The sequence below is a fragment of the Acidobacteriota bacterium genome, from assembly GCA_020845575.1.
Classification (GTDB): domain Bacteria; phylum Acidobacteriota; class Vicinamibacteria; order Vicinamibacterales; family Vicinamibacteraceae; genus Luteitalea.
Genome location: JADLFL010000024.1, coordinates 90,987 through 115,420 on the forward strand (window position 1 = coordinate 90,987; position 24,434 = coordinate 115,420).

A 24,434-nucleotide genomic window follows, 5' to 3' on the forward strand; every position below is an offset into this window, starting at 1 on the left:
GCATCAGGAGTCTTCGTGAAGAGAATCGGGATGGGATTGGTCGGGGTGGGGTTCATCGGACCCCATCACCTCGAAGCGGTGCGACGACTGGGGTTCGTCGACGTGGTGGGCGTGGCCGACTCGAGCGAGGCGTCGGCGCGCAGGAAGGCCGATGCGCTCGGCGTGCCGAAGGCGTACGCGAGCTATGAGGCGCTCGTCGCCGACCCTGACATCCATGTCGTGCACAACACGACGCCCAACGCGCTGCACTATCCGGTGACGATGGCTGCCATCAAGGCGGGCAAGCACGTGGTGTCGGACAAGCCGCTGGCGATGACCTCGGCGCAGGCGCGCGAGCTGCTCGACGCGGCGACCGCGGCGGGCGTGGTGCACGCGGTGACGTTCAACTACCGCGGCAACCCGCTCGTGCAGCAGGCGCGCGTGATGGTGGAGAAGGGCGAGATCGGCGTCCCGCGTTTCATCCACGGTCGCTACCTGCAGGACTGGCTGCTCTACGACACCGACTACAGCTGGCGGCTGGAACCAGAGAAGGGCGGCGAGTCGTCGGCCATGGGCGACATCGGCTCGCACTGGTGCGATCTGGCGCAGCACGTTTCGGGGCTGCGCATCACGCACGTGCTCGCCGATCTCGCGACGGTGATTCCCGTGCGCAAGCGTCCGCTCGGATCGCGCAACGCGTTCGCCAGGGGGAGCGCCGACGATCAGGTCGAGCTCGTGGACATCAAGGTCGAGGATCTCTGCTCCGTGCTCGTGCGGTTCGAGGGCGGCGTGAGAGGCGCGTTCTCGGTGGGCCAGATCTGCGCGGGCCACAAGAACGACCTCATGCTCGAAGTGAACGGCGCCGCGGCGTCGCTGCGCTGGCATCAGGAGCAGCAGAACGAGCTCTGGATCGGGCACCGCAGTTCCGGCAACGTGATCCTCCAGAAGGATCCGTCGCTGATGGATCCGTCGGTGGCCGGCATGGCGAAGCTGCCCGGCGGTCATCAGGAGGCGTGGCCCGACGCGTTCCGCAACATCCTCGCCGCGGCGTACGAGCACATCGCCGAAGGCCGTCCGATGTCCGAGGCGTCGCCGATGATGGCCACCTTCCGTGACGGCTGGCGCGCCAACGCGATCATCGATGCCGTGCTGACCAGTCATCGGAACGGCAATGTGTGGACGGAGGTTCCCTCATGAAGCTCGGTGTGTTCACGGCCCTGTTTGCGGGGCTGACGCTGGATCAGGTCATCGAGAAGGTCACGGCCGCGGGGCTCGACGCCGTGGAGATCGGCACCGGGGCGTATCCCGGCGCGGCGCACATCGACGTCGATGGCCTGCTGGCCAGCAAGGCGAAGGTGAAGGCCTATCGCCAGAAGCTGAGCGACGCGGGGCTCGTCATCTCGGCGTTGTCGTGCCACGGGAACCCGCTGCATCCCGACAAGGCGTTCGCCAGGTCGCACGACGAGGTGTTCCGCAAGACGATTCGCCTGGCCGAGGCGCTCGGCGTGGGCGTGGTGAACACGTTCTCGGGCTGCCCGGGCGACAGCGACGCGAGCAAGGGGCCCAACTGGGTCACGTGCGCGTGGCCGCCCGACTACCTCGCGGTCCTCGACTGGCAGTGGGAAAAGAAGGTCATTCCTTACTGGACGAAGGCGGCGAAGTTCGCCAGGGACCACGGCGTGCGCGTGGCGCTCGAATCGCATCCCGGTTTCGTGGTCTACAACGTCGAGACCGCGCAGAAGCTGCGCGCGGCCGTCGGCACGCAGATCGGCGTGAACTTCGATCCGAGCCACCTGTTCTGGCAGGGCGTCGACGTCCCTGCCGCCGTGCGCGCGCTGGGCGACGCGATCTTCCACTTCCACGCCAAGGACGTTGCACTCGACCGCGACAACGTCCGCATCAACGGCGTGATCGACGCCAAGTCCTACACCCGCATGACCGAGCGGTCGTGGCTCTTCCGCACGGTGGGCTGGGGACACGGCGCCATCGACTGGGCGGAGATCATCTCGGCGCTGCGTCTGGTCGGCTACGACCACGTCGTCAGCATCGAACATGAGGATGCCCTGGCGTCGGTCGACGAAGGCCTGGCCAACGCCGTGCGCTTCCTGCGCCCGCTCATCCTGAAGGAGCAGCCCGCCGAGGCGTGGTGGGTCTAGCCCGCATCGGTTTCTTGGTTTGACGACTCCGATAAGTCGGATCCGTCGGAAGTGGAGAAACCAATTTTGCGACTCTGATGGCGACGAGTCGCCGCTCGCTGGCGGCGGGGCCCGAAGGTCTCGCCGCCCGAGCATCTCCATCTTCATGCGCGCCACATTTGACACGCCTGCGTGCGGGTGGTACGGTCGCTGCCAATCCAACCCTGCCAGTAAGGTACTGAATTGGTATGACCAAATGCGTCGAAGACCAATCCAAGAAACCGTGTGACATTGCGGCGGCAGAGCTCGTGGTGCGGCACGTCAGGGATCGCATCGACCGCGGCGACATCGGCCCGGGCGACAGACTGCCCGCCGAGCGTGAACTGGCGTTGCAGGTCGGGGTGAGCCGCCCGAGCGTCCGGGCGGGGCTGCGCGCGCTCGCGGCCATGGGCGTGGTGCAGTCGCGCCACGGTGCCGGCACCTTCATTCGGGGCGGCCCGCCGTCGCTCGGCAGCGAGCCGCTCAGCTTCCTGGCAGCACTCCACCGTTTTTCGCGCGACGAGATGTTCGAGGCGCGGCGCATCCTCGAGGTCGGCGTGGCGGGACTCGCGGCCGAACGTGCCACGGGCGATCAGCTCGCATCGATCTCGGAAGAGATCACGGAGATGTACGCGTCGATGGACGACCCGCAGGAGTTCCTCCTGCACGACATCCGCTTCCATCGCGCCGTGGCCGCGGCTGCCGCCAATCCGATCCTGGCCTCCCTTGTCGAGATGGTGTCGGAATTGTTCTACGAGCAACGCCGCCGTACCGCCAACAGGGCGAGCGATCTCAAGGAAGCCGCCGAACACCATCGCGCGATCTACAACGCCCTGCGCAGCCACGACGCCGACCGAGCCCGTCAGGCCATGGACGCGCACCTGTCAGCCGCGCGTGAGCGGCAGCAGGATGAGGCGGGGAGAATGGCGGGAATTGCCGGAATGTCAGAATTGCAGACCTTCGAGGTCGTCCGCGTCAGAGCAGCGGCGGGGAAGTGATTCTCGAATCGTGAAATCGTGAAATCGTCCTGATATAGGATTGCCACCCTCGACATGTTCCAAGGATTCGATCTGAGTGGTCGCGTCGCCGTGGTGATAGGCGGCACGTCGGGTATCGGCAAGGCACTGGCGCACGGGCTCGCTGAAGCGGGAGCCGATGTCGTGGCCACGGGACGACGGCAGGCATTCGTCGACCAGGTGGCCGGTGAGATCGAGGCGTCGGGGAGGCGCACATCTCGGCTGACGGTCGACGTCGCGGATCGCGCGTCGCTCGTGGCGCTGCGCGACGGTGTCGCGGCGCAACTCGGGCCGTGCGACATCCTTGTCAACTGCGCCGGCCGCACGAAGCGATCGCCCACTCTCGAGGTGGACGAGGCCGACTGGTCAGCGATTCTCGAGACCAACCTCACGGGCACGCTGCGCGCCTGTCAGGTGTTCGCGCCGTCGATGATCGAACGCCAGTGGGGGCGCATCATCAACATCGCCTCGCTCTCGTCGTTCGTGGCGCTCTATGAAGTCGCTGCGTACTCCGCGAGCAAGGCGGCCGTCGCCTCGCTCACCAAGTCGCTCGCTATCGAGTGGGCGCGGCACGGCGTCACGGTCAATGCCATCGCACCAGGCGTGTTCAGGACGGACCTGAACACCGCGCTCCTCGACGGCACGGCGCGCGGCAGGGAGTTCCTCACCCGCACGCCGATGCAGCGTTTCGGCAGCATCGCCGAGCTCGCCGGCGCCGCCGTGTTCCTCGCGTCGCCCGCCGCCAGTTTCGTCACCGGCGAAGTCCTCGTCGTCGACGGCGGGTTCCTTGCCAGCGGCGTGAACCAGTAGCGGTCGTCCACCGGAGAATCCATGGCCCAGGCAGACGCCGCATCCCTCGGAGGCCCCGCCGGGCCGGCCGCCACAGGCAAACCCACCAACGTGCGCTGGATCGTCTGTGCGTTGCTGTTCTTCGCCGCGACGATCAACTACATCGACCGCAACGTGCTTGCGGTCCTCAAGCTGCCGCTGACCGAAGAGTTCGGGTGGTCGAACACGGAGTTCGGCTACATCAACTTCTTCTTCCAGGTCGCCTACATGTGCGGCATGCTGGCGTCCGGCTGGTTGATCGACAAGATCGGCACGCGACGCGGCCTGGCCATCGCGATCTTCCTGTGGAGCGTGGCGGCCATGCTCCACGCCGAAGCGCCCATCATCGGTAACGCCGTGCAGGGCGCGTTCGGTGCGCTCGGGCTCACGATGTCGGCGTCGGTGGCAGGCTTCGCGCTCTGCCGCGTGCTGCTCGGCGTCGGCGAAGCGGCGATCTTCCCCGGGTCCGTGCGCACGATCGCCGAATGGTTCCCGCAGCGCGAGCGTGCCCTCGCGACGGGGCTCTTCAACGCCGGCACCAACGTCGGCGCGCTGGCGACGCCCATCATCGTCCCGATCATCGCGATCAGGTATGGCTGGTACTGGGCGTTCGTCGGCACGGGCGCGATCGGTTTCCTGTGGCTCGTCGTGTGGTGGTGGCAGTACCGGACACCGCGCGAACATCCGCACGTCAACGCCGACGAGCTCGCGCTGATCGAGAGCGATCCGCCGGATGGGGCGGCGGTGAAGGTCCCCGGACTGGTCCTGGCGGGCATCGTCGCGGCCGTGTGCTTCGTGAGCGGCACGGTGGCCGTCACGTTCTTCGCAGCGCGCCTCATGGCCATCGTGCTCTTCGCCACGGGACTCATCACCGCGATCGTGCTCAACCCGCGTCGTCAGGTGTGGGCGTACGCGGTGGGCAAGTTCCTCACCGATCCGGTGTGGTGGCTCTACCTCACATGGCTACCCGATTTCCTCGTGAAGGCGCATCACGTGGACATCCGCGGGGCGATGCTGCCGCTGGCCACGATCTACCTCGTGGCCGACGTCGGCAGCGTGCTCGGCGGGTACGTGAGCTCGAAGCTGATGCACCGCGGCTACAGCGTCAACGCCGCGCGCAAGCTGACGATGGGCGTGTTCGCCGTGAGCGTGACGCCGATCGTGTTCGCGGCGCAGGTCGACAGCCTGTGGATGGCCGTCGCGCTCGTGAGCATCGCCGCCTCGGGACACCAGGCGTGGAGCGCCAACCTCTACACTCTGGTGAGCGACATGTTCCCGCGGCGCGCCGTGGGCAGCGTGATCGGCTTCGGCGGCATGATGGGGGCCTGCGGGGGTGCGATCATGCAGATCGCCGTGGGCGTCTGGCTCGACGCATCGAACAACAACTACGTGCCGATCTTCGTCGCGGCCGGCACGCTGTATCTCATTGCGCTGGCCGTCATCCACCTGCTGGTCCCGAGGATGACGCCGGCCAATCTCGAGACGTCCGCTGTGGCGTCGGGAGGACGGGCATGAGTCGGACCGATGTGGTCCGTGCGGTCGAAGCCAGTGGTGTGGTTGCCGTCATCCGTCTCAAGGATGCCGGCAAGCTGCGCTCGGTGGTCGACGCGCTGATTGAAGGTGGCGTCACGGCGATGGAGGTGACGATGACGGTGCCTGGCGCCGTCGGCCTCATCGAACAGCTCTCGAAGGATCTGCCGGGCGGCTTCCAGTTGGGCGCGGGCACGGTGCTCGATCCCGAGACCGCGCGACAGGTGATCCTCGCCGGCGCGTCGTACCTCGTGTCGCCCATCCTCGACCTGCGCACGATCGAACTGGCGCACAGGTACGATGTGGCCGTCATGCCCGGCTGCTACACTCCCACCGAGATCCTCACCGCCTGGCAGGCAGGTGCCGACATCGTCAAGGTCTTCCCGGCCACGACGCTGGGCCCCGGTTACATCAAGGACGTGAAGGCACCGCTGCCGCAGGTGAAGTTGATGCCGACAGGCGGCGTCACGCTCACCAACGCCGGCGACTGGATCAAGGCCGGCGCCTGCGCCGTCGGCGTGGGCAGTAACCTGGTCGACGCCAAGGCCCTCGCCGCCAACGATTTCGCCCAGATCGCCGAGAACGCCCGCGCCGTCGTCGCCAGCGTGAAATCGGCGCGCATCTAATCCCTGAGCCCCTGAGTCGCCATGAAAGTCGTTTCCTTCGGTGAAATCATGCTCCGCCTGAGCCCTCCGGGGTTCGAGCGGTTCCTCCAGACCCCGCAGTTCGTCGCAACGTTCGGTGGCGGCGAAGCCAACGTGGCCGTCAGCCTTGCCGCGTTCGGCCTCGAGAGCCACTACGTGACGGCGCTGCCCGACAACGCGATCGGCGAAGCGGCCATCAAGGCGCTCCGCGCCGAAGGCGTTCACACCGGGCACATCGTGCGGAGTGGCGACCGCATCGGCGTGTACTACGCCGAGACATCGGCGAGCCAGCGCGCGTCGCAGGTCATCTACGATCGCGCGCGGTCCGCTGTCGCCGAGATGACGCCGGGCACCGTCGACTGGAAGACCGTGTTCGATGGCGCGAAGTGGTTCCACTGCACCGGCATCACGCCGGCGCTCGGCGACAACGGCGCGGCGTGCGCGAAGGAAGCGCTGCAGGCCGCCAAGGCCGCCGGCGCGACGGTGAGCATGGACCTCAACTTTCGCAAGAAGCTGTGGTCCTCGAAGAAGGCGCAGTCGGTGATGCGGCCGTTGATGGAGTGGGTGGACGTCGTCATCGCCAACGAAGAAGACATCCAGTCGGTACTCGGCTTCGAGGTGCACGGGACCGACGTGACGACGGGCGAGCTCGACCTCGAGGCGTACAAGGCGACGGCCGCGGAAGTCGCCGCCACGTTCGACTGTTCGCTCATCGCGATTACGCTGCGCGAGAGCCACTCGGCCAGCGACAACGGCTGGAGCGCGGTGATCTACGAGAAGGCCACGGGCAGCTTCCAGCGGAGTCAGCACTACGACGTGCGGCTCGTGGATCGGATCGGCGGCGGCGACAGCTTCGCCGGCGGGCTGATCTACGGCCTCGTCACGGGCCGCTCGCCGATCGACGCGCTGCGGTTCGCCGTTGCCGCCAGCGCGTTGAAGCAGACGATCCCGGGCGATTTCAACCGCGTGTCCGTCCACGAGGTCGAGCGCCTCGTGAAAGGCGACGGCAGCGGCCGCGTCCAGCGATAGGACGCGCGCGGACGAAGGGGCTGAAGCCCCTGGCATGCCGCAAGCCCCGACACTCCACCGTCATGCTGATCTCCGACGCCCGCGTCATCGTCACGTGTCCGGGACGCAACTTCGTCACGTTGAAGGTCATGACCGAAGACGGCGTGTCCGGGCTTGGCGATGCCACGCTCAACGGACGCGAGCTGGCGGTGGCGAGCTATCTCGCCGATCACGTCGTCCCGCTGCTGATCGGACGCGACGCGCGTGCGATCGAGGATACGTGGCAGTACCTGTACAAGGGCGCGTACTGGCGGCGCGGGCCCGTGACGATGAGCGCAATCGCGGCCGTCGACACGGCGCTGTGGGACATCAAGGGCAAGGTGGCGAACCTGCCCGTCTATCAGCTGCTCGGCGGTGCCTCGCGCGAGAGCGTGCGGGTGTATGCGCACGCCAACGGGCAGGACGTCGAACACGCCGTCAAGGCCGTCGCGCAGCAGCTCGATCTCGGGTACACGGCCATCCGCGTGCAGTCGGGGGTTCCGGGTCTCGACAGCGCGTACGGCGTGGCGCGTCCCGGGACGCGGTACGAACCAGCGGAGAAGGGCGGCGCACCGGAGCATCGCTGGAGCAGCGAGGCGTACCTGAACTTCCTGCCGCGCCTCTTCGAACGCATCCGCGCCGAGTTCGGCGACGAGATCGATCTCCTGCACGACGTCCATCACAGGCTCACGCCGATCGAAGCCGCCCGGGCGGGGAAGCTGCTCGAGCCGTATCACCTGTTCTGGATGGAAGACCCGACGCCCGCCGAGAACCAGGAGGGCTTCCGGGTGATCCGCCAGCACACGACGACGCCGATCGCCGTGGGGGAAGTGTTCAACGCCATCTTCGACGCGCAGCACCTGATCCAGGCGCAGCTCATCGACTACATCCGCGCCACTGTCGTCCACGCCGGCGGACTGTCGCACCTGCGCAAGATCGCGGCGCTCGCCGAACTGCACCACGTGCGCACCGGGTGCCATGGCGCTACCGACCTGAGTCCCGTGTGCATGGCCGCGGCGCTGCACTTCGACATCAGCGTCCACAACTTCGGCATCCAGGAACACATGCCGCACGCGCCCGAGACCGATGCGGTGTTCCCGCACGAGTACGTCTATCAGGATGGCGTGATGCACCCGGGCGACGCGCCAGGCCTTGGCGTCGACATCGACGAGGGCCTCGCGGCGCAGTATCCCTATGACCCCGCGTACCTCCCCATCAACAGGCGGATGGACGGGACGGTGCACGACTGGTAGAACGTTCATGGCGCCTGGGGTGAAGCCCCTGGCCTCCAGTCCGGTGGCGGCTGCCCGACTGGCAATGGAGCGCACGGGCTTCAGCCCGTGCGACGACGGTGAGCAGTTCCGAAATTCGAAGGAGACCGTGATGACGCGTCGTGAACTTCTTGGGGCAGCGGCCTTGACGGCGGCCGGAGCGGCGGCGATGCCGGCGGTGGCGGGCGCGCAGCCGCGCAAGGCTCTTGCCGGGCGGCTGAAGCAATCGGTGTGTCGCTGGTGCTACAGCAAGATTCCGTTGACGGACTTCTTCAAGGCGTGCGCCGAGATGGGACTGCCGGCGATCGATCTCCTCACCGAAGAGGAGTGGACGATCGCCAGGCGTGACTTCGGGCTGACATGTTCGACGGGCTTCCCGTCGGTGCGATCGATTCCCGACGGCATCAACAACACGAAGTTCCACGACGGCATCGTCGCGTCGCTGACGGAGATGATCCCGAAGGCCGCGAAGGCGGGCGTGCCCAACGTGATCACGTTCTTCGGCAATCGCCGCGGGCAGGATCTCGAAGAGGCGAAGGTGAACAGCGTGGCGTGCCTGAAGCGCATCGCCCCGATCGCCGAGGCCGAGGGCGTGACGGTGATCGTCGAGCTGCTGAACAGCAAGGTCGATCACAAGGACTATCTCGGCGACCACACGGCGTACGGCGTCGACGTGTGCAAGCGCGTGGGGTCACCGCGCGTGAAGCTGCTCTACGACATCTACCACATGCAGATCATGGAGGGCGATGTCATGCGCACGATGGGCGACAACTGGGAGTACATCGCGCACCTGCACACGGGCGGCGTGCCCGGCCGGCACGAACTCGACGACACGCAGGAGCTGCAGTGGCGCTCGATCGCGAAGTTCGTCGCCGACAAGGGGTACACGGGCTACTTCGCCCACGAGTTCGTCCCGTCGCGCGATCCCCTGACGTCGCTGCGCGAAGCCGTGACACTGTGCGATGTCTGACGGGATGGTGTTCCAGGGCCATCGGCCATCGGAACAGCCTGAGCGCGGGAAGTGCGCGCGGGTGGCGCCGGACGGGGCCGCCCCGCCCGGGTCGACGAGCCTCTCCCGTACCAGTGCTGTTGGCGAGGAGGACGGGTGGGGCTGTCCGGCGACAGGACCCGCGCGCAGAGGCCGCGTGAGTGCGGCCCTACTTCAGTTTCGTATCGAAGCTTCGGACTTTTCGGGCGAGGGCGGCCACTTCGCCCTCGGTGAACTGGCCCTTGAACGGCATCATCGCGGTGCCGGAGACGCCGTTCGTGATGGTGTTCATCAGCTCCTTGACCGACGAGCCGTGGAGCCACACGCCATCGACGAAGTTCATGTTCGGGATGGGCGAGTTGCCGTCCAGCGTGTGACAGACGGCGCACTTGGTCTTGAAGATCTCCTCGGCCGATTCGATCTCCGCCGCGGTAGGGACCGGGCCTGCGGCGGCCTTGGCCGCCGCCTTCTTCTTCGCCTGGGCGAGCGTGATCGTGCTGCCCGCGCCCGCCATCATCACCATCGCCAGGAACCCGGCGCCAATCGTCCGTCCCGTGATCATCGTCGGTACATCCTCGTTCGCGACTTGCGTGTCGGGGCCACAGGGTACAGGCGGCTGATGGCTCCGGACAAGCCCGGTGACAGCAGGGACGGCCCGCGTGAGCCGTCCCTGCCAGATTGACGATCAGGAGCCCTGGCTGGCCGCCTTCGCCCACGCGCTGGCGTAGCCGTTCATGTCCGCGGCGGACGGCGTGCCGTCCACGAGCAGGATGCGATAGCGGAACGTGGCGGGCGTGCCTTCGGCGATGGAGAAGTTCAGCGTGTCCTTCCCATCGCTGAGCGCCGCCTGGCCGAGCGGGTTGGCGGCAAACAGGCCGTAGCCGCGCGCGTGCCAGTAGGTGGGGTAGCCCGGGTTGCCGGGCGCGTCGAGGATGGCCACCGTCACCGGCTTGCCGTCGACGGTCCCCGCGAGCGCCGTCCACGTGCCGCGCGTGCCCCACACGTCCTTGCCGACCTTGCCTTCGCTCGTGAGGTACTTCCCCGTGACGCCCGTGGTGTCCATGTTGGCCATCCGCGTCACGCGGCCGGCGGCGTCCTTGAACTCACCGCCCTTTTCGGCCGGATCCTCGAGCGCGCGGATCACGCGCAGGCCGAGCATCCCTTCCTTGTTGTCGGGTAGCCTCACGGTGCCCCCGCCGGCGGGGACCGCAAGCGTCGTCACGCGATCGATGGCGCGCACGCCGTTGGGCAACGCCCTGAACGTGTATGTCGTCGACTCCTGCAGGCGGGTCTTGCCGTCGCCGGACACCCAGTCGGCCGTCACCTTCAGCACGGCGTGGTCGCCCTTGCTCTCGGCGGAGACGATCGCGCGGTGCTCGACCGATCCCATCTTCGCCTTCTGGTCCGGTTTGATCGCGTCGGAGTTGTTCCAGAAGTCGAAGCCGTCCACGTCGCCGTAGTTGAGCCACAGGCCGACGTGGTGCGGATGGTCCTGCCGCTCGTTGGCCAGCGGCGGGAACCCGCGCGTGATCACGGTACCCGCGCCGGTGCGGATCGGATAGAGCACGGGCTTCTCGAGCGAGTCGGGCCACGCGTACGACGTGAACGGCTTGCCGTCCACGGTGACCTCCACCACCTTGTCCGCCGGCTTGCTGGTGATCGCCACCTTCGGTGCCTGCGCCGTCACGACAAGCCCCCCGAGCACGCACGCGAGCGTGACGGCGAGTGGGGCCGGGCTCGGAGAGCCGGCCCTACCAGGAGAACCGATCGCCGCGCGCGACCGTAGGGGCGACGCATGCGTCGCCCCTACACGGCTGGTCACCTGCGTTGGAGTTGCTGAATTCCTGCTAACGTCGTGCTGCACTTGGTACTCCCTCACCACCGACGACCACGTCCTGCGTGGCGTCGTTGAACGTGACGCGTTGACCCGTCTGGATGGCGGCAATCGTCATGCACAGGGCCACCGAGTGACTGTAGCCGGCCTCGACGCTCGCGTTCGGCGCCTTGCGGCTGCGCACGCATTCCATCCAGTTGCGCATGTTGGCCGACGTCGCGTCGTCTGCGCCGGTGTCGGCTCCCGTCTGCTGCGACGCTGCTTCGGCAATCGTCATCGACGGCAGCATGTTGGCTTTCATGCCCATCGACCTGGCGTAGTTCTCGCGCAGGCCGCCGGTGTCGGACACGGTGTTCTTGTCGAGATCGAGCATGCCGCCGTTGGAGTAGTAGTACTCCTTCACGTCGCCCGCGGCGTTGGTCATGCGCGAGCTGTAGATCACCTGGAAGCCCTTGCCCGGATCGTCCAGCGGACCGTAGTCGAAGACGGCCGTGAAGGTGTCCCAGTTGCGGCGGCCGTCCTTCCACAGATAGATGCCGCCGTTGGCCACCACGCTGCGCGGCCGCGGACAGCCGGTGAACCAGTGCACCGTGTCGATCTGGTGGACGAGCCATTGGTCAGGGATCCCTGACGAATAGGGCCAGAACAGTCTGAACTCGAGATACTTGCGCGGGTCGAAGGCTTCCTTCGGCCGGTTGAGCAGGTAGCGGTTCCAGTCGGTGTCCTCTTCCCGCAGCGTGCCGACGACGGAGGGGCGCCGCCAGCGTCCGGGCTGGTTGACGTTCCACGTCATCTCGACGGCCACGATGTCGCCGAACTTGCCCGACTTCAGGTACTCGTACGCCTGCTGGTAGTTCTTCGCGCTGCGGCGCTGCGTGCCGATCTGCACGATCTTGCCCGTGTCCTTCACCGCCGCGCGCAGCGCGCGCGCGTCGTCCATGGTGTTGGCCATCGGCTTCTCGACGTAGGCGTCGCGCCCGGCGCGTACGGCCTCCACGCCATGAAGGGCGTGCTGGAAGTCAGCCGTGGCGACGAGCACGGCATCCACGTCGTTGCGGGCATAAAGCTCGTCGTTGTTGCGACAGACGATGGGCGACGACTGTCCGAGTTTCTGGAGCGCTGCTGCACCGGCCTGGCGCCGGAGGCTCCAGATGTCGGACACGGCGACGATCTCGAAGTTCAACTCCGCGGCGTGCTTCTGGTGGGCGGGGATGAGGCTTCCTCGACACCTGTCGGAGAAGCCGACGATACCGACGCGGACGCGGTCGTTGGCACCGACGATGCGGGCATAGCTGCGCGCCGGCAGGCTGGCAGCCGCGGCAGTCGCACCGGCCGCCTGGAGGAATTGTCGACGATCTGGCATTGATACCTCCGGGGAGGGCGCACGAGAGGTCGAACCACTTCGCGCGTACGGGGTCGTGAGTCGTGCGTCGCAGAAGTACTACAGACCACGGGGCAGTGCAAGGGCGATGCAGTGGGTGTCCACGTGTACTTGACGGACCTTCGAGCGTGTGCTACATCTTGCTGGTTTCTAACGACGCAAGGGCTCGCATACATGCCGTTTGACGGCGGTTCGTGGGCGGTCATTCATGTGCGTGTGACTTCATGCGTCGATGAGGTGGCGCGTTCGCGGGTCGAAGTGGTGAGACAACTCGTCACGCGGTTGTGATGCGAATGCGTAACTCTTTCCTGTGGCGCCCGGTGAGCGTCGCAGGCGCGGTCGTCCTCTCCGGCCTGCGCCACTTCGGTGCAGGGGCGACTGTCTGTTGTGCCGGTTGGACTGGTGTCGGAGCGCGGGTTCCGGCACGGATCGAGGAAGGATGATCGACATGGGGAAGCTCCACGTGAGGAGGAGCCTGCAATGCCTGACGGCGTGCGCGGTGCTGCTGCTCGCCGGAACGCCGGCGTTCGCGCAGTTCGAGCGCAGCCGCGTGGCCGGTACCGTCAGGGACCAACAAGGCGGCGTGATGCCGGGCGTGACCGTGACGGCCACCAACCTGGGCACCAACCGCGCGGATACCACCATCACCGACGACGCGGGCTTCTATGTGCTGGCGACGCTGATGCCGGGACAGTACTCGGTCAGCGCGGAGCTTCAGGGCTTCAAGAAGGCGGTCCGTCCGACGGTGCAACTCGACGCCGCCGGTTCGATTTCGCTGGACTTCACGCTCGAGACCGGTGAGCTCTCCGAGGAAGTCACCGTCACCGCCGAAGGCCAGCTGCTCCAGACGGACGTGGCACTCCGCAAGACCGTCGAAGCCAAGGACATCGAGCAGCTCTCCTTCAACGGTCGCAACCCGATCGGCGTGGCGGGCCTCAAGGCCGGCGTCAGCGGCGGGTCCTTCAACAACTACGGCACGTTCAGCCTGTCCAATGGCGGTTGGAACATCAACGGCAGCCGGGGCGACGAGAACAACATCACCGTCGACGGCGCGACGGCCGTGCGCACCCGTTCCAACGGCGCCATCGTCGGCGTGCAGAACGTGGACACCGTGCAGGAGGTGCAGGTCCTCACCGGCAACTACATGCCCGAGTACGGGCGCGCGAGCGGCGGGCAGGTGCGCATCATCACCAAGAGCGGCAGCAACCGCTTCTCGGGCAGCGCCGGCTACTACTACCGCGACGACAAGCTCCAGGCCAACACCTGGGGACGCAACCGCAGCACCAACGCGGCCGAGAACAGCGGGCCGGCGGCCTTCGACTTCAAGCAGTACGGCTACTCCTTTGGCGGTCCGTTGCTGAAGAACCGGTTGTTCTTCTTCGGCGCACAGGAATGGGCCAAGCAGGACGCGACGGCCACCGCGATCATCACGGTGCCCACGGCGGCGATGCGCCGCGGCGATTTCAGCGAGTTGTTGAACCCCGGCAACGGGTTCTTCAGCGGCGCGCGCGTGATCAACGATCCCCTCACGGGACAGCCGTTCCCGGGCAACATCATTCCGGCCGATCGCCTGTCGCCCAACGGGATCGCGCTGATGAACCTGTACCCGGATCCGACACCCGGCTTCCGCCAGGGCTCGGCCAACGCGATCATCACCAGCGACAATCCGCAGCAGCAGCGCAAGGACAACATCCGTTTCGACTGGCGTCCCTCGTCGAACCACCAGCTCTCGTACCGCTTCTCGAAGAGCAGCTACACGGCGATCGATGCGTTCCGCGGCAACTTGCCCTACGCGCGGACCGACTGGGATCGCCCCAACTTCACCACGACGGCGAGTTGGACGAGCACGTGGCGGTCCAATATCGTCAATGAACTGACCTTCACGGCCGGCCGTGACGACGTGTTCATCAACGTGTACACCGAGAGCGGCCTGTATCAGCGCAGCCGCACCGGGGTGAACTATCCGTACATCTTCGCGGAGAAGGAGATCGTCGACAAGATTCCGACGGTCACCGGTACGGGCTTCCAGGACATCGATGGCGGGCCGTATCCGGCGTCCTCATCAGGGCCGATCAAGACGGTGACCAACACGACCACATGGGTCAAGGGACGCCACACGTTCAAGGCCGGTGTCGCGTTCGAGTACTCGGGCGAAGACGACTTCGACCAGATCAACGTCTCCGCGATTCCGGGGAGCACGAACAACCAGAACGGCCGCTTCGAGTTCTCCGACACGCGCGCCGGCGGCACGGGCACGGCGATGGCGAACCTGGCGATGGGGCGGTTCACCAACTACGCCGAACTCGGCCAGCGCAACTTCACGAAGTGGCGCGCGCTCGCGACCGACGTCTTCGTGCAGGACTCATGGCGTCCCAGCGCCAAGCTGACCGTCGAAGGTGGCGTGCGCTACGTCTACTGGCCGCCCTGGCACTCCACGACCAACAACATCGGCACGTTCAGTGAAGCCGCGTACAACCCGGCCAACGCGCCGACGGTCAACCCGGCCAACGGGCGTCTGTCCGGCGGCGTGCGCTACAACGGCGTCATCCTTCCCGGTGACGGCTTCACGGGCGACGCCGCCTCCTCGGTGGTCGCCAGCGACCCGGCGGTGCTGGCGCTGTTCGGCGGTCACCCGCGCGGCCTGTCGCAGACGCACAAGAACGTCTTCGAACCGCGCCTGGGCGTCAGCTACCAGTGGAACGAGAAGACGGTGCTGCGTGGCGCGGCGGGTGTCTTCCACAATCGCCTGCCGCTCAACGACTCGACCCTGCTCGGCGGCAACCCGCCGTTCCAGCCGCAGGCCACCGTGTCCAACGGCAGCGTGGACAACCCCGGTGGCGTCGGCGTGAACCCCGGCGACCTGCCGATCGGCATCACGGCGCAGGATCTCGTGTTCAAGTCGCCGACGTCGTACCTCTGGTCGACGGGCGTGCAGCGCGAAGTGCCGTTCGGCTTCATCGTGGACGTCACCTACGTCGGCCGGCGCGGTCTCTACCTGCAACGTGAGCGCAACATCAACCAGTTGCCGCTCGGGACGCTGAACAACCCGGCCAACGCGGGCGTCAACATCGCGGCGCTGCGGCCGTATCGCGGCTACGGCCTCATCCGTCTGTCGGAGAACGCCGGGTCGTCGACGTACAACAGCCTGCAGATCTCGGCCGACCGTCGGTACACCAACGGTCTCAAGGTGGGTGCGGCGTACACGCTGGGCAAGTCGACCGACAATGGCTCCGACAAGCGGAACGTACTCTGGAACACGTACGACGACACGCTCTACTTCGGGCCGTCGAACTTCGACAGACGCCACGTGTTCAACTTCTATTACATCTACGACCTGCCGTTCTTCCGGGACCAGAGCACGCTCGTGGGCAACCTGCTCGGTGGCTGGCAGATCTCGGGCGCGACGTTCATGCGCTCGGGCACGCCGTTCACCGTGGGTCAGACGTCGCAGGACATCGCCGGCATCGGCGACGTCAGCGTCGGCCAGCCGTGGAGCCAGACCGGGAACGCGAGCATCAACCACCAGCTCTACGACGGCACGCCCGGATCGGTGTCGCTCGACAGGAGCGTGTTCGTACGTCCGGCCAACTCCACGTTCGGCAACTCGCCGCGCAACGCCTACTACAACGCGGGCGAGATGCAGTGGGACCTGGCGCTGTTCAAGAACTTCAACCTGGGCGGCATCCGCCGCCTCCAGGTCCGCGCCGAGGCGTTCAACTTCCTCAATCACCCGAACCTCGGTGGCATCAACAGTAACCCCCTCAGCGGCGACTTCGGCCGTATCACGTCCAAGGACGGCAACCGTCGCGACATCCAGTTGAGCGTGCGGTTCCAGTTCTAGAAGCAAAAGAGGCCGGGCCTTCGGGCCCGGTCTCTTCTCCGGCAACCGGCAACCCGGCAACGGGCAACCGGCTCACTCACATGGGGACAAGGGGCCGGGCTTGCCCGGCCCCTACGAAGAACAGGGTCGACATACCGGTTGCCGGTTGCCGGTTGCCGGTCCTGTGTACACTTTCCGGATGAATCGCGTCCGGTCCTTCCTCCTCGCGGCGGCGTGTCTTGCCGTCCCCGCGCTCGGGGCGGCGCAGCCCGCCGGCACCTCGTTGGCCATCACCGGCGCCGTGCGGACGCCGCTCACGATCGACGCGCGACAGTTGGCGACGTATCCGCGTCAGACCGTCGAGGTCACGAGCCAGGAACGAACCGTCAGGTATGAAGGCGTGCTCGTGGGTACGCTGCTCGAGCGCGCCGGCGCGACTGTCGGCCCCGACCTGCGCGGTGCCGCGCTCGCTACCTACGTCGTCGCCACAGGGGCCGACGGCTATCGCGTCGTCTTCGCGATCGCGGAACTCGATCCTGCGATGTCGGCGGCCGACGTGCTGGTGGCCGACACGGCCGACGGCAAGCCGCTCACCGAAGCACAGGGTCCCTTCCGCCTCGTCACGCCGAAGGATCGCCGCGGCGCTCGCGGCGTCAGGCAGTTGCAGCGCCTCGACGTCGTACGCCTTCCGAGCCCGTGAACGTTTCTCATTCCAGGCGATTGGAAACCTCAAGGCGGCTTTCCTTCGGCCTCCGTCTGCTTGTCGCGTTGGCGTGCATGTGCGCGGCGTGGCCAGCGGCGGCGCAGGGGCCTCGCGTGGCGGCGGCGGCTGACCTGAGCGTGGCGCTCGAAGACGTTGCAGGACAGTTCACCAGAGATACAGGCGAATCGGTCACGCTCGTGTTCGGCGCGTCGGGTACGCTGACGCGGCAGATTCGCGACGGGGCGCCGTTCGAGCTGTTCCTCTCGGCCGACGAGGCGTTGGTCGCTGACCTTGCCAACCGCGGCCTCACGCGCGACGAGGGTGTGCTGTACGCGGTGGGACGACTTGCGCTGTTTGCTCCGAACGGCTCACCGCTGCGTCCCGACGAGGGACTCGACGGACTTGCGCGCCTGCTCGCCAACGGCGGTGTCACACGCTTTGCCATTGCCAACCCCGCACATGCGCCGTACGGCCGCGCCGCGGAAGCGGCACTCCGGGCACGACGACTCTGGGACGCCATCCAGCCGCGCCTCGTCCTTGGCGAGAACGTGGCGCAGGCCGCGCAGTTCGCGGCGACCGGCGACGCCGTGGGCGGCCTCATCGCGCACGCGATCGCCCTGGCGCCCGGAGTGCGTGCCCGCGGCACGTCCGCGCTGATCCCCGCCGATCTCCATCCGCCACTGCGTCAGCGCATGGTGCTCATGAAGAAGGCAGGACCGACCGCAGGGCGCTTCTACGCCTATCTCCAGTCGCCGGCGGCGCGCCGCATCTTCGAGCGCTACGGCTTCACGCTCCCTGACTGACGCGGCAGCGATGGACTGGCTTGCGCTTCGCGTCTCGTTGTCGCTCGGTGCGTGGACCGTCGCGCTCCTGCTGCCCCTCGGCGCATGGCTCGGGCATCGTCTGGCCACGCGGCCGATGCGCGGCAAGGCCTTGGTCGAAGCGCTCGTCGCCGTGCCGCTGCTGCTGCCGCCCACGGTGCTCGGCTACTACCTGCTCCAGGCCTTCAGCGTGCGATCGCCGCTCGGCGCCGCGTTCGAGCGCCTCGTGGGCCACGCGCTCGCGTTCTCGTTCGAAGGGCTCGTGCTCGCCTCGGTGATCGCCAACATCCCCTTTGTCGTCCAGCCGGCGCAGCGCGCCTTCGAGGCCATCCCGCTCAACGTCAGGGAAGTGGCCGCGTGTTGCGGCCTTTCGCCGTGGCAGCGCTTCCTCCGCGTGGAGATGCCGCTCGCGTGGCCCGGTCTCCTCACCGCCGCGATCCTGGCCTTCGCGCACACGCTCGGCGAATTCGGCGTCGTGCTCATGGTGGGCGGCAGCCTGCCGGGCGAGACGCGCACGCTCAGCATCGCCATCTACGATCGCCTCCAGGCCTTCGACGACACCGGCGCGGGCATCATGGCCGCGACGCTCCTCGCGCTCGTCATCGTGACGCTGGCGGTGACGTATCTCCTCGGCCGGCGGGTGGCCCGTCGTGGGTGATCGCGCGCTCACCGTCGCGCTCCGGCAACGCAGCCCGATCCCGCTCGACGTCGCCTTCGGCGTGGAGCCGGGCGAGGTGCTGGCGTTGTTCGGCCCGTCGGGCAGCGGCAAGACGACGGTCCTGCGGTCGATCGCCGGGTTGTACACACCGGCATCGACGCTCGTGCGTTACGGAACCGACGTGTGGTCGGACACGACGGCTGGCGTCCATGTGCCAGTCCACCTCCGCCGGCTCGGCTTCGTGCCGCAGGACGCGGCCCTGTTTCCGCACCTCGGCGTCGTCGACAACGTGACGATCGCGCTTCTGCACCTGCCGCGCGCGGAGCGCCGCGCCCGTGCGATCGACGTGCTGGAGCAGGTACACCTGTCGCACAGGCTGGGTCGCCGGCCTGCCGATCTGTCTGGCGGCGAGCGCCAGCGCCTCGCCCTGGCTCGCGCCCTGGCGCGCAACCCGCAGGTGCTGCTGCTCGACGAACCCTTTGCCGCCCTCGACCGTCGTCTTCGTCTGGCTCTCCACGCCGAACTGGCCGAGGTGCGCCGCACCCTCGACGTCCCGATCGTCCTGGTCACGCACGACCAGGACGACGTGACCCGCATGGCCGACAGGGTGGTGGAATGCCGAATGACGAATGACGAATGACGAATGACGGGGCTCGGCCTTCGGTTCCTCGAACGCCGGGCAACGCGTGGGCGGCTCGTCCAACCCCACCTCGTAGGGGCGACCCTTGTGGTCGCCCGGCCCGTCGCCGTCTGTCCGGTGCCCGGCCGTCCGGCGCCCGGTGCCCGGTGCCCGGATGTTTTGCAGTACACTCCGCGATGTCGTGCGACCTCATCGTCCGCTCATGCCGTGCTCTCGGGCACTGACGGCCGTCGCGCTGTGTTCGATCGGCGCCGCCGTGGCGATCTCGCAGCCGGCGCTGAAGACGGAGCCGCCATCGGTCTACACCGAGACGATCCCAGGGACGAAGGTGACGTTCGCGATGGTGGCGGTGCCCGGCGGCACGTTCATGCTCGGCAGTCCCGCGAGCGAACCCGGTCGCGACGCCGACGAGGGCCCCCAGGTCGAAGTGACCATCAAACCCTTCTGGATCGGCAGGACCGAGGTCACCTGGGACGAGTACGACCAGTTCGCGTTCGTCGGCAACACCGGCGCGCGCACGGGTGACGGCGGTGCGGCGGCAGACAGCGATGCCGTGAGCAAGCCGTCGCGTGCGTACGGCGACGAGGCCAAGGGCTACGGCAAGGGGAAGATGCCGGCGCTCGCGATGACGCAGCACGCGGCGATGGAGTACTGCCGCTGGCTCTCGCAGGTCACCGGCAAGGCGTATCGCCTGCCGACCGAAGCGGAGTGGGAGTACGCGGCGCGTGCCGGCGACACGGGCGCGGCACCGGCCACGCTCGACGATCAGGCCTGGCACATGGGCAACTCCAACGAGGCGCCGCACCTGGTCGCGTCGAAGACACCCAACGCCTTCGGCCTGTACGACATGCTCGGCAACGTCGCCGAGTGGACGTTCGACATGTATGCCGACGCGCGCTACGCCGAGTGGGCGCCGAAGGCCACGCAACCTGTCGCACTGCCGACAGACAAGCGCTATCCGCACGCCACGCGCGGCGGATCGTTCATCGAACCTGCCGCCAGGTTGCGCTACGCCAACCGCCAGTCGTCGCACGAGGACTGGAGCCAGCGCGATCCGCAGGTCCCGCAAAGCATCTACTGGCACACGGACGCCGACCACGTCGGCTTCCGCGTGGCCCGTGCCGTCGACGAACAACAGAACCTGAGAGGGTTCAAGAGCGCGGTGATCAAGGACAGTCCTGATCGCTGACGTCTGAGCCACACGCCACCACCGTCAGCCACGAGGTTCCCATGTCAGACCAGACCCCATCCTCTCGACGCGATTTCCTGAAGACGACGACGGCGGCTGCCGTGGGGAGCGGACTTGTCGGATGGCAGGCGATCCCGGGCGCGCATGCGCAGGGCAGCGACGAGATCCGCATCGGCCTCATCGGTGCCGGCGGGCGCGGCAGCGGCGCGGTTGCCGACGTGTTCAAGGGGCACGAGCAAGGCGGCGTGCGCCTGGTCGCCGTGGCCGACATGTTCGCTGATCGCCTGGAGCAGAGCCTCAAGCGTCTCGCGACGGCGCACGGCGACAAGGTGTCGGTGAAGCCGGAGCACCAGTTCACGGGCTTCGACGGCTACCAGAAGGTGGTGGCGCTGCCCGAGGTCAACTACATCATCCTCGCGTCGCCTCCGGGCTTCAGGCCCACGCACCTCGAAGCCGCCATCAAGGCAGGGAAGCACACCTTCACGGAGAAGCCGGTGGCCGTCGACGCGCCGGGGATCCGCAAGGTGATGGCGCTTGCGAAGGAGGCCGAAGCCAGGGGCCTCAACATCGTTGCCGGGACGCAGCGGCGGCATCAACACGGCTACGTGGAGACGATGAAGCGCGTGCACGACGGCGCCATCGGCGACATCGTGTCGGCGCGCGCGTACTGGAACCAGGGCTTCCTCTGGAAGCGCGATCGGCAGCCCGCGTGGACCGACATGGAGTGGCAGCTCCGTAACTGGCTCTACTTCACCTGGCTCTCCGGCGATCACATCGTGGAGCAACACATCCACAACATCGACGTGATCAACTGGGCCAAGCGCGGACACCCGGTCAAGGCGACGGGGATGGGCGGACGGCAGGTGCGTACCGACAAGGCGTACGGGCACATCTTCGACCACTTCGCGATCGACTACGAGTACGCCGACGGGTCGCACATGATGAGCATGTGCCGGCAGATCGACAACTGTGCCAACAGCGTGTCCGAAGCGCTCGTCGGCACGAAGGGGCAGTGCCAGGCCGACAAGTACGAGATCAGCGGCGCGTCCGCGTGGCGGGGCGGGAAGGATCCGATCAGTCCCTACGTACAGGAGCACATCGACCTCATCCGGATCATCCGCGCCGGCCAGCGCATCAACGAACTGCAGACGGTGGCCGAGTCCACGCTCACGGCGATCATGGGTCGCATGTCTGCGTATTCGGGCAAGGCCATCACGTGGGACGAGGCGCTGGCATCCGACGAGGCCATCGTCCCGACGACGCTGCAACTCGGCCCGATTGCCACGCCGCCCGTCCCGATGCCGGGCCAGGGCACCAACTGACAAGGAGTTCATGCGTATGAAGCGGATGGCAAGCATGGCGCTCGCCGCGCTGGTGGCGACGGCCACCCCGGCGTTTGCACAAACGGGCGCGGGGTGGACCAGCCTGTTCGACGGCAAGAGTTTCGAGGGATGGCGATCGTTCAAGAGCGAGACGCCGCCTGACGGCTGGACCGCGGCCGACGGCGTGCTCTCGCGCACCGGCAAGGGCGGCGACATCATGACCGTGCGCGAGTTCGGCAGCTTCGAGCTCGAGCTCGAGTACAAGATCGCCCCCGGCGGCAACAGCGGAATCATGTACCGCGTGATCACCGAGGGGAACGCGCCGTACTGGAGCGGACCCGAATACCAGATCCTCGACAACGAGCGGCACCCCGACGCGAAGAACGGTCCGGACCGCCTCGCCGGCGCCAACTACGATCTCATCGCGCCGTCGGCAGCGGTGAGCAAGCCGGCCGGCGAGTGGAACAGCGTGCGCATCGCCATCCACGGCAACCACGTGGAGCACTGGCTGAACGGTACGAAGGTCGTGGAATACGTGCTCGGCAGCCCGGAGTGGACGGCGCTCGTGGCCGACAGCAAGTTCAAGGCGTGGCCGATCTACGGCAAGGCGTCGCGCGGGCACATCGTGCTGCAGGATCACGGTGACCTGGTGGAGTTCCGCAACATCCGCATCAAGGACCTGAACTGATGTCGTCTGCCGTCCGTATCAAGCTCTCCATCCTGATGTTCCTCCAGTACTTCATCTGGGGGACGTGGTACGTGACGATGGGGCCGTACCTGAACGAGACGTTGAAGTTCAACGGCTCGCAGATCGGCCTCGCGTACGGCGCCACGGCGCTGGCCGCCATCGTCTCGCCGTTCTTCGTCGGCATGATCGCCGACAGGTTCTTCGCCACCGAGAAGATCATGGCGGTGCTGCACCTGGCGGGCGCCGTGCTGCTGTTCTTCGTCTCGACGGTCGGGGATTTCGGATCGTTCTATCCGGTCCTGCTCATCTACACGCTGTGCTACATGCCGACGCTGGCGCTGGCCAACTCGCTGTCGTTCAGGCAGATGACCGACCCCGGCACGCAGTTCCCGAGCGTGCGCGTGCTCGGGACGATCGGCTGGATCATCGCCGGCTACGCGATCACGCTGCTCGGATTCGGGAAGAGCTCGGGCATGTTCCTCACCGCCGCCGTGTCGTCGGCGGTGCTCGGCGTCTACAGCCTGGCGCTACCGCACACGCCGCCCACCAGCACCGGTGGCAGCGTGACGATGCGTGACATTCTCGGGCTCGACGCGCTGGCGCTGCTGAAGGAGCGGTCGTTTGCGATTTTCGTGATCGGTTCGTTCCTGATCTGCATCCCGTTACAGTTCTATTACGGGTTGGCGGGCACGTTCCTCAGCGAGATCGGCGTGGCCAACGTCGAGTCGATCATGCCGTTCGGGCAGTGGTCCGAACTGGGCTTCATGCTGCTCATGCCCGTCCTCTTCGCGCGCCTCGGCGTGAAGTGGATGCTCATCGTGGGCATGATCGCGTGGACGCTGCGCTACACCCTGTTCGCGCTCGGTGATGCCGGCCCCGGTTTCTGGATGCTGTTCCTCGGCATCCTGCTGCACGGCATCTGCTACGACTTCTTCTTCGTCACGGGCCAGATCTACGTGGACAAGAAGGCGCCGGCGCACCTGCGCGGCGCGGCGCAGGGTTTCATCGCGTTCGTGACGCTCGGCCTCGGCATGTTCATCGGCTCGCTCGTGTTCGGCCCGGTGCTCGATGCCAACGTCGTGGCGGGCGGGCACGACTGGAAGAGCGTGTGGATGGTGCCGGCGGGCTTCGCGCTCGTCGTGCTCGTGCTCTTCGCCGTACTCTTCAACGATCGCGCATCAGCCGAATCGAAGTAACACCGCACCACAGCGTGACGCGTGCCGCCGGTACGCGTCACGCGAGTCCTTCCTCTCCCATGTCCCTCAGGACCGTCCACCTCACGCGGTACGTCACGCCGCTGCGCGAGGGCGGCTCGCTGCCCGCCATCGTCGAGGCAGACGATGACGGGCTCTACGTCCTGAAGTTCCGCGGCGCGGGGCAGGGCGCCCGGGCGCTCGTCGCCGAAGTCGTGGCCGGCGAGCTCGCCCGCGCCATCGGCCTGCCCGTGCCCGAGATCGTGCTCGTCGAACTCGACGCCGACCTCGCGCGCACCGAGCCGGATCCGGAAATCCAGGAGCTGATTCGCGCGAGCGCGGGGCTCAACCTCGCGCTCGACTACCTGCCGGGATCGGTGACCTTCGATCCGGTGGCCGAGCGTGTCGACGCGGTGCTGGCCTCGCGCATCGTCTGGTTCGACGCGTTGACGAGCAACGTCGATCGCACTGCGCGCAATGCCAATCTGCTGATGTGGCACCGGCGGCTCTGGCTCATCGACCACGGCGCCTGCCTGTACTTCCATCACGGTACGTCGCCGGCCGATTTCCTGGCGCGCGCCGACGATCCGTTCGCGCGCATCGCCGAACATGTGCTGCTCCCGTTCGCCAGGGAGATCGCCGAGGCCGACGCGGTACTCGCGTCGTCGATCGGCGAGGCGATGGTGGCGCAGGTGATGGACCTGGTGC

General features: G+C 67.1%; 22 protein-coding genes. 19 read left to right on the forward strand and 3 right to left on the reverse strand.

Annotated features, from left to right (window positions below; genetic code table 11):
• Positions 1-30 precede the first annotated feature (30 nt).
• The 9 genes from IT182_07805 to IT182_07845 all read left to right on the forward strand — a co-directional run bounded on the left by IT182_07805 (position 31) and on the right by IT182_07845 (position 9,459).
• Positions 31-1,176: a Gfo/Idh/MocA family oxidoreductase gene (locus IT182_07805; protein MCC6163238.1), complete on the forward strand. Its 1,146-nt coding sequence runs from the start codon at positions 31-33 to the stop codon at positions 1,174-1,176.
• Positions 1,173-2,135 (forward strand): sugar phosphate isomerase/epimerase, encoded by a 963-nt coding sequence (locus tag IT182_07810; protein MCC6163239.1) that lies wholly within the window; start codon positions 1,173-1,175, stop codon positions 2,133-2,135. The genes IT182_07805 and IT182_07810 overlap by 4 nt, the downstream gene beginning before the upstream one ends.
• Positions 2,136-2,362: 227 nt before the next feature.
• Complete coding sequence (locus IT182_07815) at positions 2,363-3,151, forward strand: FadR family transcriptional regulator (protein ID MCC6163240.1); 789 nt, start codon at positions 2,363-2,365, stop codon at positions 3,149-3,151.
• 54 nt (positions 3,152-3,205) lie between these two features.
• Positions 3,206-3,979 (forward strand): glucose 1-dehydrogenase, encoded by a 774-nt coding sequence (locus IT182_07820; GenBank protein ID MCC6163241.1) that lies wholly within the window; start codon positions 3,206-3,208, stop codon positions 3,977-3,979.
• Between the two features lie 21 nt (positions 3,980-4,000).
• Positions 4,001-5,512, forward strand: coding sequence for an MFS transporter (locus IT182_07825; GenBank protein ID MCC6163242.1), 1,512 nt, complete (start codon positions 4,001-4,003; stop codon positions 5,510-5,512).
• On the forward strand, positions 5,509-6,153 hold the full coding sequence (eda, locus tag IT182_07830; GenBank protein ID MCC6163243.1) for a bifunctional 4-hydroxy-2-oxoglutarate aldolase/2-dehydro-3-deoxy-phosphogluconate aldolase: 645 nt from the start codon (positions 5,509-5,511) through the stop codon (positions 6,151-6,153). Before IT182_07825 ends, eda begins: the two co-directional genes overlap by 4 nt.
• A 21-nt stretch (positions 6,154-6,174) precedes the next feature.
• Entirely contained in the window at positions 6,175-7,200 is a 1,026-nt protein-coding gene (locus IT182_07835; GenBank protein MCC6163244.1) for a sugar kinase, read from the forward strand.
• A 62-nt stretch (positions 7,201-7,262) separates the two neighbouring features.
• Entirely contained in the window at positions 7,263-8,471 is a 1,209-nt protein-coding gene (locus IT182_07840; protein MCC6163245.1) for a D-galactonate dehydratase family protein, read from the forward strand.
• A 64-nt stretch (positions 8,472-8,535) separates the two neighbouring features.
• Positions 8,536-9,459, forward strand: a complete 924-nt coding sequence (locus IT182_07845) for a TIM barrel protein (GenBank protein MCC6163246.1) — start codon at positions 8,536-8,538, stop codon at positions 9,457-9,459.
• 187 nt (positions 9,460-9,646) lie between these two features.
• Here the strand turns inward: IT182_07845 and IT182_07850 are convergent, their stop codons facing one another.
• From IT182_07850 to IT182_07860, 3 genes are all read right to left on the reverse strand, one after another.
• A complete protein-coding gene (locus IT182_07850) occupies positions 9,647-10,039 on the reverse strand; it encodes a c-type cytochrome (protein ID MCC6163247.1) in 393 nt (130 codons plus the stop codon).
• Positions 10,040-10,162: 123 nt separating this feature from the next.
• Entirely contained in the window at positions 10,163-11,245 is a 1,083-nt protein-coding gene (locus tag IT182_07855; GenBank protein MCC6163248.1) for a PmoA family protein, read from the reverse strand.
• A gap of 79 nt (positions 11,246-11,324) precedes the next feature.
• Positions 11,325-12,674, reverse strand: a complete 1,350-nt coding sequence (locus IT182_07860) for a Gfo/Idh/MocA family oxidoreductase (GenBank protein MCC6163249.1) — start codon at positions 12,672-12,674, stop codon at positions 11,325-11,327.
• Between the two features lie 466 nt (positions 12,675-13,140).
• Between IT182_07860 and IT182_07865 the strand changes: the two genes are divergently transcribed.
• The 10 genes from IT182_07865 to IT182_07910 all read left to right on the forward strand — a co-directional run.
• Positions 13,141-16,533 carry a carboxypeptidase regulatory-like domain-containing protein gene (locus IT182_07865; protein MCC6163250.1) on the forward strand — a complete coding sequence of 1,131 codons (3,393 nt, stop codon included), beginning with the start codon at positions 13,141-13,143 and terminating at the stop codon, positions 16,531-16,533.
• Between the two features lie 178 nt (positions 16,534-16,711).
• Positions 16,712-17,212: a molybdopterin-dependent oxidoreductase gene (locus IT182_07870; GenBank protein MCC6163251.1), complete on the forward strand. Its 501-nt coding sequence runs from the start codon at positions 16,712-16,714 to the stop codon at positions 17,210-17,212.
• Between the two features lie 77 nt (positions 17,213-17,289).
• A complete protein-coding gene (gene modA, locus IT182_07875; GenBank protein ID MCC6163252.1) occupies positions 17,290-18,018 on the forward strand; it encodes a molybdate ABC transporter substrate-binding protein in 729 nt (242 codons plus the stop codon).
• A 10-nt stretch (positions 18,019-18,028) separates the two neighbouring features.
• Entirely contained in the window at positions 18,029-18,694 is a 666-nt protein-coding gene (modB, locus tag IT182_07880) for a molybdate ABC transporter permease subunit (protein MCC6163253.1), read from the forward strand.
• The gene (locus tag IT182_07885; GenBank protein MCC6163254.1) at positions 18,687-19,334 is read left to right on the forward strand and encodes an ATP-binding cassette domain-containing protein; all 648 of its coding nucleotides are present in this window, start codon (positions 18,687-18,689) and stop codon (positions 19,332-19,334) included. Before modB ends, IT182_07885 begins: the two co-directional genes overlap by 8 nt.
• Before the next feature lie 202 nt (positions 19,335-19,536).
• Positions 19,537-20,523 (forward strand): SUMF1/EgtB/PvdO family nonheme iron enzyme, encoded by a 987-nt coding sequence (locus IT182_07890; protein ID MCC6163255.1) that lies wholly within the window; start codon positions 19,537-19,539, stop codon positions 20,521-20,523.
• 41 nt (positions 20,524-20,564) lie between these two features.
• A complete protein-coding gene (locus IT182_07895) occupies positions 20,565-21,845 on the forward strand; it encodes a Gfo/Idh/MocA family oxidoreductase (protein MCC6163256.1) in 1,281 nt (426 codons plus the stop codon).
• A 16-nt stretch (positions 21,846-21,861) separates the two neighbouring features.
• Entirely contained in the window at positions 21,862-22,533 is a 672-nt protein-coding gene (locus IT182_07900) for a DUF1080 domain-containing protein (GenBank protein MCC6163257.1), read from the forward strand.
• Positions 22,533-23,729, forward strand: coding sequence for a nucleoside permease (locus IT182_07905; protein MCC6163258.1), 1,197 nt, complete (start codon positions 22,533-22,535; stop codon positions 23,727-23,729). Before IT182_07900 ends, IT182_07905 begins: the two co-directional genes overlap by 1 nt.
• A gap of 59 nt (positions 23,730-23,788) precedes the next feature.
• Positions 23,789-24,434: aminotransferase class I and II (locus tag IT182_07910; GenBank protein ID MCC6163259.1), on the forward strand; the 646-nt coding region annotated here is incomplete at its 3' end.

Bases quoted from the DNA above. Each gene is read 5' to 3' on its own strand.
- modA (MCC6163252.1), top strand. From the start codon at position 17,290: ATGTGCGCGGCGTGGCCAGCGGCGGCGCAGGGGCCTCGCGTGGCGGCG.
- IT182_07865 (MCC6163250.1), top strand. From the start codon at position 13,141: ATGGGGAAGCTCCACGTGAGGAGGAGCCTGCAATGCCTGACGGCGTGC.
- IT182_07890 (MCC6163255.1), top strand. From the start codon at position 19,537: ATGCCGTGCTCTCGGGCACTGACGGCCGTCGCGCTGTGTTCGATCGGC.
- eda (MCC6163243.1), top strand. From the start codon at position 5,509: ATGAGTCGGACCGATGTGGTCCGTGCGGTCGAAGCCAGTGGTGTGGTT.
- IT182_07810 (MCC6163239.1), top strand. From the start codon at position 1,173: ATGAAGCTCGGTGTGTTCACGGCCCTGTTTGCGGGGCTGACGCTGGAT.
- IT182_07820 (MCC6163241.1), top strand. From the start codon at position 3,206: ATGTTCCAAGGATTCGATCTGAGTGGTCGCGTCGCCGTGGTGATAGGC.
- modB (MCC6163253.1), top strand. From the start codon at position 18,029: ATGGACTGGCTTGCGCTTCGCGTCTCGTTGTCGCTCGGTGCGTGGACC.
- IT182_07805 (MCC6163238.1), top strand. From the start codon at position 31: ATGGGATTGGTCGGGGTGGGGTTCATCGGACCCCATCACCTCGAAGCG.
- IT182_07835 (MCC6163244.1), top strand. From the start codon at position 6,175: ATGAAAGTCGTTTCCTTCGGTGAAATCATGCTCCGCCTGAGCCCTCCG.
- IT182_07900 (MCC6163257.1), top strand. From the start codon at position 21,862: ATGAAGCGGATGGCAAGCATGGCGCTCGCCGCGCTGGTGGCGACGGCC.
- IT182_07825 (MCC6163242.1), top strand. From the start codon at position 4,001: ATGGCCCAGGCAGACGCCGCATCCCTCGGAGGCCCCGCCGGGCCGGCC.
- IT182_07870 (MCC6163251.1), top strand. From the start codon at position 16,712: ATGAATCGCGTCCGGTCCTTCCTCCTCGCGGCGGCGTGTCTTGCCGTC.
- IT182_07840 (MCC6163245.1), top strand. From the start codon at position 7,263: ATGCTGATCTCCGACGCCCGCGTCATCGTCACGTGTCCGGGACGCAAC.
- IT182_07845 (MCC6163246.1), top strand. From the start codon at position 8,536: ATGGAGCGCACGGGCTTCAGCCCGTGCGACGACGGTGAGCAGTTCCGA.
- IT182_07895 (MCC6163256.1), top strand. From the start codon at position 20,565: ATGTCAGACCAGACCCCATCCTCTCGACGCGATTTCCTGAAGACGACG.
- IT182_07815 (MCC6163240.1), top strand. From the start codon at position 2,363: ATGACCAAATGCGTCGAAGACCAATCCAAGAAACCGTGTGACATTGCG.
- IT182_07860 (MCC6163249.1), bottom strand. From the start codon at position 12,674: ATGCCAGATCGTCGACAATTCCTCCAGGCGGCCGGTGCGACTGCCGCG.
- IT182_07905 (MCC6163258.1), top strand. From the start codon at position 22,533: ATGTCGTCTGCCGTCCGTATCAAGCTCTCCATCCTGATGTTCCTCCAG.
- IT182_07850 (MCC6163247.1), bottom strand. From the start codon at position 10,039: ATGATCACGGGACGGACGATTGGCGCCGGGTTCCTGGCGATGGTGATG.